The following is a 17,275-nucleotide window of genomic DNA, read 5'->3' on the forward strand; positions in this document are numbered from 1 at the left end:
GCCACGTGTCGTTTCGTGAAAGTTCAGACATACATCCATCGATATGGCATCATGGTCGCCTCCCTGCAATGATGCATACATCAACGCAGGGAGGCGATTTTCATGGCGAAGCAGTCGGGGCATCTGATGAGGCGGGGCAACGGGGATGTGGTTATTACCGTCGTCCTCTAGCTTTCAGCAGTATGGCCGCCGACCGGGGTCCTCCCTCTGTCGGCGGTCCGCTTGTCACATGCCTGCACCCCTCAAGACATAAGGATCACATTGCCATGCGTGGAACGCATCTCATCAGGCGATACATCAGCCTCGACAGACTCATATGCTTCTGTGTGCTCGATATCTTAGAGTCCGCCTTCAAAATAATCATAGGATGCGTGCTGCTCGTTCTGATTAACCCCCTTGTCGCTCTCGTCTCCCTCGTTGGCATGGCCCTGCCGACGCTCGTCCCACATCTGTTCGGCAGCCGTTTGTCCGACCAACAGCGTCGGATCGTCAGCGATGCCGCAACCTACAACGGACGCGTGCGCGATGCCGCGCAGGGCGCTGAGGTCATACGGTCGTTTCACGTCGAGAAGGGCATGCTTGACAAGATGAGCAGGGCTATTGGGCAGTATCAGGGACGAAAGGCCGTCCTGGGAATGATGACGGCGTGCATCGGAAGCGTCTCGAGTGCCGTGGGCGTCATCATGCAGTTTGCGTTCATGGGCATGACGGGCATGGGTGCGGTGTGGGGATATATGTCTATTGGCAGCATCATAGCCGTCACCCAGCTCTCGGGCAGCGTCATATCACCAGCGACGGAGCTCTCAGGCAAAGTTGCCAAGCTCAAGTCGACCTATCCTCTCCCTGACGCGTCGAATGAGTCGAAGAGGGCATCGGAAGTTGGGCGGATGGGCGCGATATACGAGGTGAGGCACTCCATCGAGCTTGACGATGTGAGCTTCTCGTATGGCAGTACAAACGATGCCCTGGACGGGTCTGCTGGCATGCCCAAGCTGCTGCACGACTGTTCGCAGCGCTTCGATGCCAGCAGGAAGTTCGCCATCACCGGTGCGAGTGGCTGTGGGAAGTCCACCATGTTGGAACTCCTCGGAGGACGCCTGCACCCTAGCTTGGGTAGGGTCCTTGTGGATGGTGACCCATACCTCGTCCCTGATGCCGCCTGGGTTCATCAGCATGTCTTTCTGTTCGATGACACGCTGCGTGAGAACATAACCCTTGGAGAGCCATTCGCCGACGAGCAGGTGAGGGACGCCGTGCACCTTGCTGGCTTGGATGGCGTCGTGGCGTCGCTACCCGATGGGCTTGACACGCCAGTTCATGAGGGGGGCGCACGCTTCTCAGGTGGAGAGTGCCAACGCGTGGTCATCGCCCGGGCTCTCCTCTACGGCAAGACGACGCTCCTTGTGGATGAGGCGACGTCGGCTTTGGATGGCGAGACCGCTGCGCGCGTTGAGGACACCCTGCTGTCACTCGATGGGGTGACGCTCATAGCCGTGACGCATCACCTGGACTCGAAGCATGCCGCACGCTACGACGAGGTGCTCGAGATGAGCAATGGTGGCCTCACTCCCGCGGACAGGGTAGCCTGATCGCCGCGCCTCATTGCCCTACCGGTACCGGACCGCAAACCCGCTCTCGCCTTCCACGGGCTCGATGTCCTCCTTCTCGTCTATGCGATAGTTGATGGGGAAGCGTGCATACGACCCAGACAGCCCACCAAACCAGGCGCTGATCTGATCGTCCGTCCCCTGGAGCTCCATGGAGACGCTGCCATCGTCCTCGTTGCGCACCCAGCCGGTGCAGCCCACGCGATCCGCGACAAGCTGCGACGTCCAGCGGAATCCCACGCCCTGCACCTCGCCGCGGAAGCGCATCCTGAGACGCCTCGTTCCCGGCTCCAGCGGGCGTGACTCCCTCTTGGCCTTTGTGGTTGTGGACTTCTTGCGGCCCAGGCCAAACATGGCGGCCCCCATTCGCCTCTATTGTTCGCACGCAACACTCCTAAGCGTACAATATCACCTAGCCTAAGTCCTTGAGGGCGTGGGACGTGAGCGTTCTTGCCCATCGGTTCGCGTCGTGTCGGGAGGATGGATGAGCACAACCAGGAGAAGCTTTCTTGCCGCCACAGGCGTTGCCCTTGGGGCGCTCGGCCTTGCCGCCTGCACGCCTCAGCAGCAGGACGACCAGCAGCCCGCCGATACCTCGACGGACAGCAGCGAACAGCAGGTTGACCCCAGCGAGTTCAAGGACCTCGAGCTCAACGACTCCTCATGGCAGTACGATACGGACAACGACTGCTACTACCAGCTGGGCCTCAAGTACTGCCTCAAACCTGCGAGCGAGAAGTACGAGTCGCTTGCCATCTTCGTGCCGGGCGCCTACTTCGATGCCGAGAAGTCCGGTGACGCCTACAAGTGCACGCCCAAGAAGGATGGCGTGGTCGGCTCGCTCAACCCCGCCTCCGCACCGGCCGTGATGCCCATCAACTCCGTGCGCCTCTCCGCCCAGGCGTGTCCCGAGGCCTACGGCTACGCGGGGCTGGAGCGCTACCTTTCCGCGGGCATGGTCTACGTGTACGCCGGCTTCCGCGGCCGTTCTGCCGGCATCGAGAGCGGCTCTAAGGAGATGTACCCGGGCGGCGCCCCCTGGCCGGTCGTTGATCTCAAGGCCGCCGTGCGCTACCTACGCTATAACGCTGGCAAACTGCCCTTCAACCCCGATCGCATCATCTCGTTTGGCTATGGCATGGGCGGTGGCGCCAGCGCGGCGTTGGGCGCCCTGGGCGACAGTGACCTCTATGCCAAGTATCTTACGGCCATCGGCGCGGCCACGCACGATGCCGAGGGCAATACCCTCTCCGACAGAGTCTATGGATCCGCCACCTGGTGCCCCCTCACCTCGTTTGACACGCAGGATGCTGCCTACGAATGGATGATGGGCCAATTTGCCTCCACGGACACGCGCGCGGACGGAACCTGGACCAAGCTGCTCTCCACACATCTTGCCGCTGCCTATGGCGACTACGTCAACACCATGGACCTGCGGGGCGATGGGGGAGAGGCGCTGACGCTCAACGCCGTGAACGATGGAACCTACCTTGATGGCAGCTACTACGAGTACGTGCTCAGCGTCATCACCAACGCGGCAAGCGACTTCTTCAACAGCACGAGCTTTCCGTACACCTACACGCCCAGCCAGCTGGGTGACCCCTGCTTTCCGGGCGATCCCAACCTCGTGGCCGACAGCGCCGAGGCGGCGGATGCCGCCACCACCGAGGAGGGCACGACGTCCTCGAACCAGGGCTCCCAGCAGGGTGAGGGCTCCTCCTCGTCGCAACCGCAGGAGCAGAATGGTGTCTCATCCGTGAACTCGACGGTCTACGATTCCATCGACAGCTACCTCAACTCCCTCAACAGCGGTAACCGCTGGATCACCTACAGTTCGGGCAGGGGTGCGGCGCGCATCTCCAGCCTGTGGGACTTCGTCACGCACTGCCGTCCGGCGTCGCGCTCGGTGTGTGCGTTCGACATGATCGACCTCAGCTCCAGCATCAATCAGCTCTTCGGCATTGGCGAGGAGTCCACCCTCCACTTTGACCAGACGGTGTCCGATCTCCTCAAGGACCATCAGGACGAGTACGCAAAGATCGTGGGCTTTGACAAGGCTCTGCCCGATGCTTGGGAGGCTGACCTCCAGAAGATCGACGCCGAAGAGGCAAGCATGGCGGATCGTGTGAGCGCCATGAACCCGCTCTACACCCTGAGCGGCCATTACGACGGCTATGGCAAGGCTGCCGTCGCACCCTATTGGCGCATCAACTCGGGCCTCGCCCAGACCAATGCCGCCATCTGCGGTGAGCTCAACCTTGCCCTCGCCCTCAAGCAGTATGATGGCGTCCAGAGCGTGGCCTATCAGCCGGTGTGGGGTTGCGGCTTCGAGCTTGCGGAGCGCAGCGGCGACGCCCAGGACAACCTTGTCGCGTGGATTCTCTCATGCTGCCCGCAGGTGGAGAATGCCGGCGCTGATGAGTCGGCTGACCCATCCGATGAGGATAGTGACGGTTCTGCCTCGTAGCCTGCATGTCAGGGCTGCCGGTCGTTCCACGTGGGATGCGGGTGTCCTGTTTCCGCACGAAGAACCTCTGGGCGCACGGGGCAGCCCAGGCCCTTGCTCGAATACAATGAACATCCCACTGAGCGATCTCGTCCCGTGTGCGTACCCGAAGGAGCACTCATGGCAGATAGCACCGATACCTCGAAGTCTCGTATCATCATCACCGTCTTGGGCAGCGACCGCTCTGGCATCGTGGCCGCGGTGGCCGGCGTGCTTGCACGGCATGACGTGAACATCCTCGATATCTCGCAGACCATCCTGCAGGGCATCTTCACTATGACCATGCTCGCCGATCTGGGCGATCATACCGAAGACTTCCTGACCATCCAGCAGGAGCTCGATCAGCTCGTGGGTGAGCTGGGCGTGCAGATCTCCATGCAGCGCGAAGAGGTGTTCAACTTCATGTACCGCCTGTAGGCCCATGGCGCGGGCGCGGCGGGTAGGCATGCGTGTGAGGAGGGGCGATGTCCACAGAGGATCAAGAGCGGCACGGGAGGTAGTCTCATGAGCATTGGCAGAGCCGTGGAAGGCCGTAGGCAGCGCAAGCTGTTTCTCACGCGCAAGGACACGTCTGCGCTCACGCACATTGCCGACGCCTATCCCATGCCGTCGGAGGGGTTGGGTCGCCCGCCCGAGTCCGATCAGCTCTACGAGGGCATGCAGAACATGGATCGCGTGCCCGACCAGCTCTATGAGGAGCGCAACGTCAAGCGCGGCCTGCGCAATGCGGATGGTTCGGGCGTGCTGGTGGGCCTCACCACCATCTCGGACGTCCATGGCTACACCAGGGTGGACGGCAGGGTCGTCCCGGATGAGGGACAGCTGAGATACCGCGGCTATACGATTGACGACCTGGTACGAGGCACGCACGATGCGGGTCGCTTTGGCTATGAGGAGGTTGCTTACCTGCTGCTTTCCGGCTCGCTCCCCACACGGCCGCAGATGGATGACTTCCGCGCGCGCATCGGTGTCCGTCGCCAGCTGCCCGAGGGCTATCTGGACATCTTCCCGCGCACCACCTACAGCCATTCCATCATGAACGTCCTGCAGCGCGCGACGCTTTTGCTCTACGCCTTCGATCGCGACCCGGACGACACGGCTCCCACACACGAGATCGACGTGGCACTCTCCCTCCTGGGTCGCTGGCCGCGTGCCGCATCCATTGCGCATCAGGCCTATGTCGCCGAGCAGGAGGGCACGCGCCTGCGCATCCCGCCCGCACGCGAGGGCTACACCATGGCCGAGACGATCCTGGATGTCATCCATGCCGACGAGGGCTTCTCGCGCGAGGAGGCCATGCTGCTCGACGTCATGCTCATGCTGCATGCGGAGCATGGTGGTGGCAACAACTCCACGTTCTCATGCCGCGTGCTCTCGTCCTCGGGAACCGATGCCTACAGCACCTATGCGGCGGCCCTGGGATCGCTCAAGGGGCCTCGGCACGGTGGTGCCAACGCCAAGGCCGGTGCCATGATAAATGACATCGCCGGCAACGTGCGCGACTGGACGAGTGACGACGAGGTGGCGGGGTATCTCGCGCGCATCCTCAGGGGCGAGGCCTTCGACCACTCGGGCCTCATCTATGGCTTGGGCCATGCCGTCTATACCGTGACCGACCCACGCGCCGAGATCGTGAAGGCCTATGCCCATGAGCTTGCCGAGAAGAAGGGTCAGCTGGACAAGCTCGAGCTCATCGAACGCGTAGAGCGCCTGGGGCCGAAGGTCATGCGCGGTGTGCGTCACATCACCAAGCCCATCTCCACCAACATCGACATGTATACGGGCTTCGTATACTCCATGCTGGGGATTCCGGAGGATCTCTACACGCCGCTCTTTGCACTCGCGCGCTCCGCGGGCTGGGCGGCTCACCGCATGGAGGAACTCTATGGACCGGCACGCATCATCCGTCCCGCGTACAGCACCTATATGGATGACCGCCCCTACGTTCCCATCGAGGAGCGCTAGATGCATCCCCCCTGCAGGGGATCAAGCTGTTCCGAGTAGTCTGCTTTCGTTGTTGCGATCGCCTGACGCATCTTGTGCAGAGTCTCGGACACCTGGGGCAACCTGAACATCACTGCGGTGTAGAGCGTGTCGACCAGAGCAAGCTGGGAAATGCGGCTTGAGAGCGACTCAGAGCGATAGCCTGTCTCGTCCGAGATGGAGACGAGGGCCACATCCGCATTGTCTAGGAGCTTGCTCGAGGGATAGCTGGTGATTACAATTGTGTGCGCGCCGGCGCCCTTTGCGATGGCAGAGAGATGAATCATCTCTCTGGTGAGTCCTGTATGGCTGATGATGATGGCACAGTCATCTGGCCCCATGACGGATGCCTGCATGAGCTGCAGATGATAGTCCTGGGCGAACTGCGAACGAAGGGGGGAGCGGAGAAACTTCTGGTAGGCATCGTAAGCGACCGCATTTGACTCTCCGCAGCCATGGAACGACACCCTCGTAGACGCCAGGAGGATATCAATGGCGTTCGACATCGCCTTGGGATCCTGAAGGCGCAGCGTGTCCTCGAGAGATTTGATGCTCGACTGGAACACGTGTTGAGTTATGGTCGAGATATCGTCATCCGGGCATATGTTCTCGTGAACGGACGTCTGCGGATCGTAAGCGTCGGCGAGTAAGTCGTCGCGAAAGTCTCTGAACCCCTGGTAGTCCAATCGCTTGGCGAACTTGAAGATGGTTGATTCTGCGAGTCGAAGCTTCGAGGCCATCTCGCTGATCGTCATGCGAGAGGCTTCGACCGGGTTGTCAAGGATAAACCGGGCGATTTTCTGCTCCTTCGGTGTGAAAACTGACGAAGAAGACTTGATTTTGAGAAGCACTGCCGGGGCTGCACTCATCGTGCTCATCCAATCTCAAAAAAACGTTGTTTTTACTAAAGCCAATTATAGAAATGATCGGCTGGTTATTAAATGATTGGCTGGTTATTGTCAGAAAGACCAATACCGCAAATTGAAACAAAAAATTTCGACATTAAAGCTACAAATTAGAAAAAAATAGTCTAGAATAAGACGAGCTTTAAGAGTTCCTGTGTATTGCGTTGTCCAGAGAAGTCTCTTGAAAGGGGAGTGCTATGGGCAGTTATGTCGGCGTAATCGGCATGGGGGTCATGGGACAGAGCTTGGCGCTCAACATAGCTAACCATGGCTATACTGTCTCGGTTTACAACCGTCACGGCGAGGCTACCAAGGACTTCATGGAGAGTCGCGTCAAGACACAGAAGGATAAAGTCACCGCCGTATACGAGCTCAAGGACTTCGTTGACTCGCTTGAGGCTCCCCGCAAGGTTATCCTCATGGTCAAGGCAGGACCTGTGGTCGACGCAGTTGTCGACAGCCTTCTTCCCTTTCTCAGCGAGGGTGACATCGTTATCGATGCCGGCAACTCCTATTACAAGGACACGAGCCGTCGTATGGCGGACTATGCCAAGAAGGGAATCAGCTTCTTCGGTATGGGCGTGTCTGGAGGCGAGAAGGGCGCCCTCGTCGGACCGTCCATCATGCCCAGTGGCGACAAAGAGCTTTATGACAACTACCTCAGTAAGCTGCTGACCGACATCTCGGCCCATACCGATGACGGCAGCCCCTGTTGCGACTACATCGGCCCGGAGGGCTCCGGCCAGTATGTCAAGATGGTGCATAATGGTATCGAGTACGGTGATATCCAGATCATCGACGAAGCATACTTCATCATGAAGAACGTGCTTGGCATGAGCAACGCCGAGATGGCGGACATCTTTGAGAGCTGGAACAACGGCCGCCTGGACTCCTTCCTGATAGAGATAACCTACAAAATTCTTCGCGAGAAGGACCCTGATACGGGCGATGACCTCATCGACCACATCTTGGACGAAGCGGCCCAGAAGGGTACGGGCATGTGGACGGCAATTGAGGGCCTCGAGATGCACCTGGCCATTCCTACCATGGCAGAGGCTGTTTTCGCACGTAACCTATCGGCCGTGAAGGACGAGCGCGTCATTGCCTCCAAGGTATTCACTGACAAGCCCGTCGTGAGTGTCGAGGACAGGGGGGCACTGCTCGTAGATCTTGAGCAAGCTGTATACGCGAGCAAGATTATGTCCTACGCGCAGGGGTTCCAACTCTTGAACAGGGCATCCCACGAGCATGGCTGGAACCTCAAACTTGGAGACATCGCCCTGCTCTGGCGCGAGGGCTGCATCATCCGCGCGAAGTTCCTCGGCCGTATCAAGGCGGCATACGATCAAAGTGACGGTAAGGTTCAGAACCTCATGCTCACCGATGAGTTCCGTGACGAGATTAAGATGTCCGTGCCTGGGTGGCGTCGCGTGGTAGTCAAGGCAATAGAAGCTGGCGTCTATGCTCCGACCCTTGCCAACTCCCTCATGTATTTCGATGGCTATACGTGTGAGTTCCTCTCCGCCAATCTTTGTCAGGCACAGCGGGACTGGTTCGGGGCTCACGCCTATCACCGTGACGACCAGCCTCACGATCTCTCCTTCCACCATAAGTGGGAAGAGCTGGACTGAACAGAGCAACCTTCGTCGAGAAAAATGGGAGCAGACAGATGCTTGAGAACTGGTTGAATAAAGAGTGTATCGCCCTGAATGTTGATGCCCAGGATTGTCGTCAGGCAATACAGGTCGGTGGAGACCTCCTTGTTGCAAATGGAAAGGCAGAGAAATCATTCGTTGCTGCCATGATTGATGCTGTTACCGAATTAGGGCCGTACATGGTTGTCGCCCCTGGGATTGCGATTCCCCACGCACGTCCCGAAAGTGGTGCCAAGGCAGTTGCCCTCAGCCTGGTGACATTAAAAAATCCGGTTAGCTTTGGCAATCCGGAAAATGACCCCGTGTGGCTCGTGACCTGCCTGTGTGCATTGGATTCGGAGTCACATATCGAACTCCTGCAGCGCCTTGTAAACCTCCTTGCTGACGATGAAGCGGTGAGTCAGATAAGAAATTCTAAGGATATTGAATATGTTATGAATTTGATTTCAAAGTATTAGGGAGGAGGAATTAAACCCGCTGGTGCACATCCGAGCAAAGGAGAGATTCATGGGAAAGAGATATAGCATCACCGCACTCTGTGGCATGGGGCTTGGCACGAGTAGTCTTGCTCGCATGGCAATCATGGATTATGCCAAGAGCCGTGGAATTGATGCGAACGTGACCGTCGCTGACATTGGTAGCGTCAAGGGAATCACGAGCGACATCATCATAACCACTAAGAGTATGGCGAGCCATATTCCCAACTCTGTGAGCGAGCAATCCACCGTCATTCTCGTTACGAACCTCATCAAGAAGGATGAAATCAACTCGAAGTTGGACGAGTACTTCTCCTCAATCAGCTCATAGCGCATCTTATGTCCGAGCGAACTCACTTAAAGGAGTAGCCATGGAATTGCTTAGCAGTGTTGGTAACTTCATTATTTTTCAAATACTCGATCAGGCACCTATTTTCCTTGGCCTCATCACCCTCGTGGGTATGCTTCTCCAGAAATCCAAGGGGTCCGAAATCTTTGATGCCGTCATCAAGACCGTTGTTGGCATGCTTATTCTGAGCGCAGGTGCCAACCTCATTTCTGGAACCATCACTCCGGTCATGCAGCTTCTCAATAATGTGGTCGGCGTCAGCGGCGTCATGCCCATGAACGAGGCTGCTTTCGGTGTTGCCATGGCATCAATGGCTGAAACCGCCGTGACCATCTTTGTTTTCGGCTTCCTAATCCATCTTGTCCTTGTTTATCTCATTCCCAACAAAGGCATGAAGAATGTGTACCTCACGGCGCACATGATGCTCTACCTTGCCATCTTCCTGGCCCTTACTGTGAATTCCACGCTAGGTATCGAGGATATCCCTCTGATTGTCGTTTCTTCTGTCCTCGCGGCGCTTTATTGGACGTTCACGCCTGCGATTCCGCGCGCCCTTGGTAAGAAGTACTTCGGTGAGGACTTTACCCTGGGTCATGCCCAGCAGTTCGGCACCCTTATCGGCGCTCTCTGTGGCAAGCTATTCAAGAGTCGTGCCGAGGAGGAGGATGCTGACAATATCGTTCTTCCCGGTGGCCTCTATCTTTTCCAGGACGTAACCCTGGCGCTCTCCCTCATCATGCCTATCCTTTTTGTGATTATCGGTGTGGTGGTTGGCGAGGATCAGGTCATGACTCTTGCGGGTACCCAGAACTGGATCATCTTCCTCCTGATGCAGGGCCTTCAGTTCGCCGCTGGCGTTGCGGTAATGCTCTATGGAGTGCGCATGTTCTTGAACTCAATCATTCCTGCCTTCAAGGGTATTTCCGAGAAGCTCATTCCTAACTCGGTTCCTGCACTTGACTGTCCCGTCTTGTACCCTTACAGCCCTTCTGGCGCAATGTTCGGCTTCCTGGGCTCCATTCCCGCAGGTATCCTCGTGTGCCTGCTTACGGTTGTACTCGGCTCCTCGGTAGTCGTCTTTCCAAGTCCCATCATCCTCTTCTTCGATGGGTGCACCATCGGCGTGTTTGGTAACAAGTATGGTGGTTGGAAAGGTGCGCTATTGGGTGGTTTCGTCTCCAGTCTTATCGCACACTTTGCCATTATTCCGCTGTATCCAATGATGGGCTCTCTCTTTGGCTCTGGTCTCATGTTTAGCAACATCGACTATGCGGTTCTCTGGTTGCCTCTCCTTCTTATCTTCAAGTTTATCGGTAGCCTCATCTGACTGAGGCCCTGTCGACGCGATGCTTGAGCGGAGGGTGACCATGAGATATGTCCAAACAGTTCTCGGGAAAGTGCCAGTTGATGACCTCGGAATGACAGATGCCCATGACCACCTCATTCGTGTTGGTGGCGTCGAGGTGATTAGTAATGGTTCTGACTTTGAAATGACTGACGAAAGCAAGGCGCTAGAGGAACTCGAACTGTTCAAGGCGGTGGGCGGAAACATGCTGGTCGAGATGACCCCCATCGGCAGTGGCAGATCGATTGAAAACCTGAGGTCCCTCAGCCGCGAGTCAGAGGTGAATATCCTAGCAACGACGGGCTTTCACAAGTCAGAGCTCTATGATAAGTCTCACTTCTTGTGGAAATATGACCGAGACACACTTGCTCAACTCCTGATCGATGATGTGACTCAGGGCATAGACATTTACGACTATGCTGGTCCAGTCGTAAAGCGCTCAGAGGGCAAAGCCGGACTTATCAAGGCAGCCTGTAGCCTTCAGAGTATCACATCGATTGAGAAAAAGGAGCTTGAGGCAGCAGCGCTTGCCTCAAGTGAGACGGGCGCACCAATCTCCCTTCATCTTGAGAAGGGAACCATGGCGCTTGAGGCGATTGATATCCTCATGAGTAATGGGGCTAGCCCCGACAGCATCATTCTTGGCCACATTGACCGCAATCCCGACCTCTACTACCACAAAGCGGTAGCTGAGAGGGGAGTGTTCCTGGCCTACGACGGTGCCGCGCGGGTCAAGTACTACACGGATTCCGTGATAGTCGATCTGTACAAGAACATGATTGACCTAGGCTTTGAGGATCAGCTTCTGATGGGTGCAGACCTCGGTGGAAAATCCTATTTCAGGGCATACGAAGGTGGTCCGGGGCTGGGTTACAACTTCGGCACCTTCGTTCCAAGGCTGGTTGACTGCGGCGTGCCTGAGGAAGTTGTGCGCAAAATCACAATTTACAACGCTAGGAACGCCTTCTGTAACAAGAGATACGAGATTTAGCCCTTCAAGCTTGCCCTGCAAGATATCGCAGAGAGAGACTGGGATTCATGAACTATCAAATTGCGATCGTTAATTCATCTTCTTTTGGCCAGTACTATCCAGAACATTTGAAGAGGTTGGAAAAGATTGGCCAGGTGGCGTATGTGTGCATCGCCGGAGACGCCCATGGGCGTGAGCTTGCCGACGCTCTTAAGGGCTTCAATATGGTCATTTCGTCCGTTACCCCATTTTTTGATGCTGAGTTCTTCACGCACAAGACAGATCTTCTTCTTCTGAGCAGGCATGGCATTGGGTTCAACAATGTGGATGTTATTGCCGCAAAGAGAGCTGGTACTTTGGTGACGACCGTCTCTCCGAAAGTCGAGCGCAGTGCGGTCGCGGAAGGTGCTATCGCAACGCTGATGGATATCATGCGGAGGGTCAGCGATTCTCATATTGCGGCAGACGAAGGTCGGTGGGCTGACAGAGCCAATTTCATTGGGTCAGGTCTAAGCGGAAAGACACTTGGCATCATCGGCTGTGGCAACATCGGCTCTCGTGTGGTCGAGATTCTGAGCCGTGGTTTTGACATGCATGTTCTTGCCTGCGATCCTGTCCAGCATGAGATGTGGGCTGACGTTCTCGGTGTGAGGTACTGTAGTCTCGATGAAACTGTCTCTCATTGTGATGTGCTCACGCTCAACGCCGATCTCAATGAGAGCTCCTATCACATTATCAACGAGCGGACTCTGTCGCTTATGAAGAAGGGGGTTTATATTGTTGACAATGCCCGAGCTGACCTCATTGATCAGGAGGCGATGCTGAGGGCACTTGATGACGGTACCGTTGCCGGTCTCGCTCTTGATGTCATGCATGATGAACCACCGGCATCGGACGACCCCTACTTTAAGCATCCAAAGGTTCTGGTTACAACACATATTTCTGCATACACCATGGAGTGCCTGTATGGAATGGGCGAGAAGTGTGTCAGCGATGTTGAGAGATTTGTACAGGGAAAAGCTCCTGTTAACGCAAGAAACTAGAGTAGATTTCTTGTTAGTTTAAATGTCGATGGCTGCCCATCTGCTTCTTTGGGCAGAGGAGGAATCGTTTTTTTGTGTACAGAAAAAAATTCTTGTCTATATCTATATTAAAAAAATAATTAGTTATACTTTGCTCGTACACAAAGGGGTTTCGAAAGAAGTGAGGGGGACCGATGTCTAGTTCAGAATACATGAGGGAAAACGGCTTTTACGAGGACGTAGCCCGATGTGGCGTGATGCCCGTCGTGGTGCTGGACGACCCAACCGATGCCGTTCCTCTGGCCCGCGCACTCGAGGAGGGCGGGCTTCCTGCGGCAGAGGTGACGTTCAGAACCGATGCGGCACCAGAGTGCATCTCTCTGATTGCCCATGAGTACCCGAACGTCCTGGTCGGCGCAGGCACCGTCCTAGACCTTGAACAGGCAAAGCGTGCCGTTGACGCGGGGGCAAGGTACATCGTCTCACCTGGCACGGATTGTGATGTCGTCGAGTGGGCCCTCTCCGAGCGCGTGAACGTTATTCCTGCCGGCGTCACGCCTACCGAGGTCACCTGGTTGAGGAATCAGGGGATCGAGGTCTCTAAGTTCTTCCCGGCGAACCTCTTCGGAGGCGTAGAGGCGATCTCTGCGCTTGCTTCGGTTTTCGTCGGACACAGGTTCATGCCCACGGGTGGTGTGAACTTGGACAACCTTGGAGAGTACCTCTCCAATCCTGCGGTGATCGCAGTGGGAGGCACGTGGATGGTTAAGCCGACCTTGTTCGCGGGCGGAGACTTCGACGAGGTGGAGCGCATTGCGAGAGAGGCGTCGGAGAGAGTGTCAGAGATTCGCCTCTAGGGGTTTTGAGGGACTTCTGTCGGACTTACCGTGCGGATGGAGATGAGTGACATGGCAAGCAGCACGACCGAGCTGGATACCGCTATCAAGTTTGGGGCAGGCAGGTATCGTCAGGAACGGGGTTTGTTGGCGGAGTGCGGTTCCGAGATCGCCCGATTCGGAAAGCGCCCCCTCGTTGTCGCGGGCCCCAACTCCTGGGAGGTGATGGGAGACTCCCTGATGCTCAGCATGGAGGGGGAGGGGCTCCAGCCTCAGGTGGAGGTCTATGGGGGATGGTGCTCCTTCGAAGGTGCCGAGGAGCTTGCCGAGAAGGCAAGGCAGTTTGGCGCTGACGAAATCGTCGGCGTGGGAGGCGGAAAGATCATGGACCTCGCCAAGGCCGTCGGCGAGACTGCGGGTCTGGGAACGGTGAACATCCCCACCGCCGCCTCAAGCTGCGCCCCTTTCACCTGCATGAGCGTCATGTATACCGCCGAGGGCGGAAAGAAGCTCAGCTGGCGCTTCGACCATGAGATCGATGCCTGCCTGATGGACATGGACGTCATCGCGAACTGCCCCATCCGATTTACCGCCGCCGGCATCGTCGATGCGATGGCCAAGCGCATCGAGATGCTGAACGGAAAGCCCTCCCTCAGCCTGTCGGACACCCCCGTTGACATCTTCAGCGCCTACAGCATCGCTGAGTACACCTATGGGGCTCTCAGGGACAACGCCCTCGTGGCCATCGAGGACAACCGTAGGCACGAGGCAACTAAGGCGCTCAATGACGTGGCGTTCATGAACGTTCCCATTACGGGCGTTATCGCGAACACTACGAAGAGCTTCAAGCAATCCGAGCTCGCCCATGTCATTTATGACGGAGTGAGGACCATCTTTACCAGTGAGGGCCAGAAGGCCGTTCATGGAGAGATCGTTGGAGTCGGGCTCTTCTGCCAACTCTACTTCAATGACCAGCAGGACCAAATGCAGGAGCTTCGGGAGTTCATGCATGCGATGGATATGCCCCTTAGCTTCGATGACCTGGGGATCGAGTCGAGCGATAAGAACCTTGACTCCATCGAGGAGTACATCGTCAACTCGAGGCACTACAACAGTGATGACCCAGATGATCGCCGTCGCCTTCACGAGGCCGTACACCAGATGGCCTAGACTTGATGACCTAGGGATTTGGCTGGCGAGAGGGGAGTACGATGACCGAAATGCCGCGAATGGTCTTCTGTGATTTGGACGGCACCCTTCTCGATAGCGATAAGAAAATGAGCGACCGTACCCGGAGGGCCTTGCGGGTGCTCGCCAGGTGCGGCATCGGCTTCGTTCCGAGCACAGGCCGTTCCGTAGTGGGCATTCCGCGAGAGGTCATCGAACTCTCTGGTGCTTGCTATGCGATTACGGCCGATGGGGCCACGGTCTGTCGGCTTACCTCCGATGGACACGTGGATCTCCGCGTCAGCACGATTCCGCAGGATGCGGTTATCGGTCTCCTGAACCTCGTTGACCCCTCTCCCTCGTACATCGATCTCTTCAGCGAGGGAGAGGCATACGTTGAACGAGGGAAGATGCGCAAGCTCGACAGCTTCGGACTACTGCCTGGCGACGTGGCGTATATCCGCTCCGTCCGTCATGAGATTGACGTAACTCTGGCGGACTTCGTGGCCGAGGGGCGTCCCGTCGAGCGACTTACGGTCTTCTATGCGGATGAGGCTATACGTGATGCTGTCTATGACTACTTGCAAGAAAGGGGGGACTTAGCCTGCTACACCTCTCAGCGGAGGAACATCGAGATTACGAGTGCCACTGCTAGCAAGGGCAGTGCGCTGCTCTGGCTCTGTGACCATCTTGGTATATCCGCAGGAGAGACCATCGCGTTCGGCGACTCCCTGAATGACGTCTCAATGCTCAGGGAGGCCGGAGTCGGTGTTGCCATGACCAATGCGGAGGAGAGGGTAAGGCGCCAGGCAAACGATGTCACCCATCTTACCAATAACGAATCCGGTGTTGCTGAGTACCTCGAGAGGTTCCTGCCGGCCTAATCAGAGGAGACCCTGTTGCCTAGGTCGCATCACGTTAAAGGAGGCCAACCGTGTCCTGCAAAGCGCTCCGCCTGCATGAGGAGGATGACGTCGCCACCTTGCTTTCGGACGTCGCTGAGGGCGATCACGTCGTTGTGGAAGACGATGCTGGCAGATGCGTGTGCGACCTCGTATCCCATGATTCGATTGGCGCCTTCCATAAGATTGCCCTGCATCCCATTGGTGCATGCGAGGTAGTCCACAAGTATGGGGAGGCGATAGGCAGGGCCACCGAGGACATCCTTCCCGGCAGCCACGTCCACGTGCACAACCTGGAGAGTATAAGGACGAGGAAGCATGATTAGCGGATACCTTCGCCCCGATGGCAGGATGGGAATCAGGAACCACGTGCTTGTCCTCTCGAGTGTGGGCTGCGCCAACGCCGTGGTGCGGCGCATATCCCAGCAGGTCGAGGGGGTGGTGGGCGTCGAGAACACCAAGGGTTGCGGTCAGGTGGGCAAGGGCATCGAGACCATGCGGCGCAGCCTTGTCAACCTGCCCCAGAACCCCAACGTCTTCGGGACCCTGATCGTGGGCCTAGGCTGCGAGAGCACCAGGCCGTTGGATCTTGCCGAACAGATCTCACGTATGAGCGACAAACCCATCCGTGCCATCATCATCCAGGATTGCGGTGGGTCGCTGGGGGCCATTGAGGAGGGCGTACGGGCTGCACGTGAGCTAGTTGCGCATGCCGCTCTGGTCCAGCGCATTCCAATGCCTCTGGACAAGCTGGTTTTGGGGACAAACTGTGGTGGCTCGGACGCCACGAGCGGTTTGGCTGCAAATCCCACGATTGGTCTCGTGAGCGACTGGGTCATCAATGGCGGCGGTACGGTCCTCATGGGCGAGACGACCGAGCTGATAGGGGCGGAGCACATCCTTGCGCACCGAGCCGTTACCAAGGAGGTCGCCAGCGACATCCTGAGGATGGTAGATCATCTTGAGGAAGACTTCCTCTCCAACGACATAGACGTGCGTGGCGCAAACCCCTCGCCTGGAAACATGCGGGGCGGCCTGTCGACGCTCGAGGAGAAGTCGCTGGGTGGCATCTCCAAGGGTGGCAGCCACCCCATATCGCAGGTGGTCCGATACGGAGAGGTGCCCTCCAAGAGGGGCTTCGTCCTCATGGATACCCCGGGCTACGATATCGAGTCGGTCTCGGGCATGTCTACCGGGGGAGCCCAGGTCATGCTTTTCTCCACAGGCAGGGGTACCCCGATAGGTAACCCCCTCATGCCCGTGATCAAGGTGACGGCCAACGCCTGGACCTATCGGCGCATGAGGGATAACGTCGACTTCGACGCCTCGGGCGTCATCACGGGTCTTGCCACGATGGAGGAGCAGGCCGCTTTGCTCAGGGGTATGCTCGTGAATGTCTGCAACGGAGAGCTCACCAGGGCCGAGGCTCTTGGTTTCGATGACTTCACCATCTACCATGGGCAGGAGTACTGGTGCAGTTGTGAGTTTGAGTCATAGGCACAGCCGAACCGTGCGTCGGCGTCCCAATGCCATCATGTACCAAGATATGAGA

General features: G+C 57.2%; 17 protein-coding genes. 15 read left to right on the forward strand and 2 right to left on the reverse strand.

Annotation, left to right across the window (positions count from 1 at the left end; translation table 11 throughout):
- Positions 1-266: 266 nt before the first annotated feature.
- Positions 267-1,589 carry an ATP-binding cassette domain-containing protein gene (locus J2S71_RS06730; protein ID WP_307390017.1) on the forward strand — a complete coding sequence of 441 codons (1,323 nt, stop codon included), beginning with the start codon at positions 267-269 and terminating at the stop codon, positions 1,587-1,589.
- A gap of 18 nt (positions 1,590-1,607) precedes the next feature.
- Here the strand turns inward: J2S71_RS06730 and J2S71_RS06735 are convergent, their stop codons facing one another.
- Complete coding sequence (locus J2S71_RS06735) at positions 1,608-1,961, reverse strand: acylphosphatase (protein ID WP_307390020.1); 354 nt, start codon at positions 1,959-1,961, stop codon at positions 1,608-1,610.
- Between the two features lie 130 nt (positions 1,962-2,091).
- Here J2S71_RS06735 and J2S71_RS06740 point away from each other — a divergent pair, with 130 nt between their 5' ends.
- The 3 genes from J2S71_RS06740 (at position 2,092) to J2S71_RS06750 (ending at position 6,078) form a co-directional block, all read left to right on the forward strand.
- On the forward strand, positions 2,092-4,074 hold the full coding sequence (locus tag J2S71_RS06740; protein WP_307390022.1) for a subtype A tannase: 1,983 nt from the start codon (positions 2,092-2,094) through the stop codon (positions 4,072-4,074).
- A 159-nt stretch (positions 4,075-4,233) separates the two neighbouring features.
- A complete protein-coding gene (locus J2S71_RS06745; RefSeq protein ID WP_307390025.1) occupies positions 4,234-4,530 on the forward strand; it encodes an ACT domain-containing protein in 297 nt (98 codons plus the stop codon).
- An 87-nt stretch (positions 4,531-4,617) separates the two neighbouring features.
- Positions 4,618-6,078, forward strand: a complete 1,461-nt coding sequence (locus J2S71_RS06750) for a citrate synthase (RefSeq protein WP_307390028.1) — start codon at positions 4,618-4,620, stop codon at positions 6,076-6,078.
- On the opposite strand, the gene J2S71_RS06755 is transcribed toward J2S71_RS06750, so the two are convergent.
- Positions 6,075-6,974 carry a MurR/RpiR family transcriptional regulator gene (locus tag J2S71_RS06755; RefSeq protein ID WP_307390031.1) on the reverse strand — a complete coding sequence of 300 codons (900 nt, stop codon included), beginning with the start codon at positions 6,972-6,974 and terminating at the stop codon, positions 6,075-6,077. The genes J2S71_RS06750 and J2S71_RS06755 overlap by 4 nt on opposite strands.
- A gap of 224 nt (positions 6,975-7,198) precedes the next feature.
- Between J2S71_RS06755 and gnd the strand changes: the two genes are divergently transcribed.
- From gnd to J2S71_RS06810, 11 genes are all read left to right on the forward strand, one after another.
- Complete coding sequence (gnd, locus tag J2S71_RS06760; RefSeq protein ID WP_307390034.1) at positions 7,199-8,632, forward strand: NADP-dependent phosphogluconate dehydrogenase; 1,434 nt, start codon at positions 7,199-7,201, stop codon at positions 8,630-8,632.
- A 38-nt stretch (positions 8,633-8,670) separates the two neighbouring features.
- A complete protein-coding gene (locus J2S71_RS06765) occupies positions 8,671-9,114 on the forward strand; it encodes a PTS sugar transporter subunit IIA (protein ID WP_307390037.1) in 444 nt (147 codons plus the stop codon).
- 49 nt (positions 9,115-9,163) lie between these two features.
- Positions 9,164-9,463, forward strand: a complete 300-nt coding sequence (locus J2S71_RS06770) for a PTS sugar transporter subunit IIB (protein ID WP_307390039.1) — start codon at positions 9,164-9,166, stop codon at positions 9,461-9,463.
- A 40-nt stretch (positions 9,464-9,503) separates the two neighbouring features.
- On the forward strand, positions 9,504-10,808 hold the full coding sequence (locus tag J2S71_RS06775; protein ID WP_307390042.1) for a PTS ascorbate transporter subunit IIC: 1,305 nt from the start codon (positions 9,504-9,506) through the stop codon (positions 10,806-10,808).
- A gap of 40 nt (positions 10,809-10,848) precedes the next feature.
- Complete coding sequence (locus J2S71_RS06780) at positions 10,849-11,817, forward strand: phosphotriesterase family protein (RefSeq protein ID WP_307390044.1); 969 nt, start codon at positions 10,849-10,851, stop codon at positions 11,815-11,817.
- Between the two features lie 47 nt (positions 11,818-11,864).
- The gene (locus tag J2S71_RS06785; RefSeq protein WP_307390047.1) at positions 11,865-12,839 is read left to right on the forward strand and encodes a D-isomer specific 2-hydroxyacid dehydrogenase family protein; all 975 of its coding nucleotides are present in this window, start codon (positions 11,865-11,867) and stop codon (positions 12,837-12,839) included.
- A 173-nt stretch (positions 12,840-13,012) separates the two neighbouring features.
- Positions 13,013-13,675: a bifunctional 4-hydroxy-2-oxoglutarate aldolase/2-dehydro-3-deoxy-phosphogluconate aldolase gene (locus J2S71_RS06790; RefSeq protein WP_307390051.1), complete on the forward strand. Its 663-nt coding sequence runs from the start codon at positions 13,013-13,015 to the stop codon at positions 13,673-13,675.
- Positions 13,676-13,726: 51 nt separating this feature from the next.
- Complete coding sequence (locus J2S71_RS06795) at positions 13,727-14,824, forward strand: iron-containing alcohol dehydrogenase family protein (protein WP_307390054.1); 1,098 nt, start codon at positions 13,727-13,729, stop codon at positions 14,822-14,824.
- A 41-nt stretch (positions 14,825-14,865) separates the two neighbouring features.
- Positions 14,866-15,705 carry a Cof-type HAD-IIB family hydrolase gene (locus J2S71_RS06800; protein WP_307390057.1) on the forward strand — a complete coding sequence of 280 codons (840 nt, stop codon included), beginning with the start codon at positions 14,866-14,868 and terminating at the stop codon, positions 15,703-15,705.
- Positions 15,706-15,755: 50 nt separating this feature from the next.
- Positions 15,756-16,049, forward strand: coding sequence for a UxaA family hydrolase (locus J2S71_RS06805; protein WP_503122924.1), 294 nt, complete (start codon positions 15,756-15,758; stop codon positions 16,047-16,049).
- Positions 16,042-17,220: a UxaA family hydrolase gene (locus tag J2S71_RS06810; RefSeq protein ID WP_307390062.1), complete on the forward strand. Its 1,179-nt coding sequence runs from the start codon at positions 16,042-16,044 to the stop codon at positions 17,218-17,220. Before J2S71_RS06805 ends, J2S71_RS06810 begins: the two co-directional genes overlap by 8 nt.
- The last annotated feature ends 55 nt before the right edge of the window (positions 17,221-17,275 follow it).

The organism is Olsenella profusa DSM 13989, from assembly GCF_030811115.1.
GTDB classification, from domain to species: Bacteria; Actinomycetota; Coriobacteriia; order Coriobacteriales; family Atopobiaceae; genus Olsenella_F; species Olsenella_F profusa.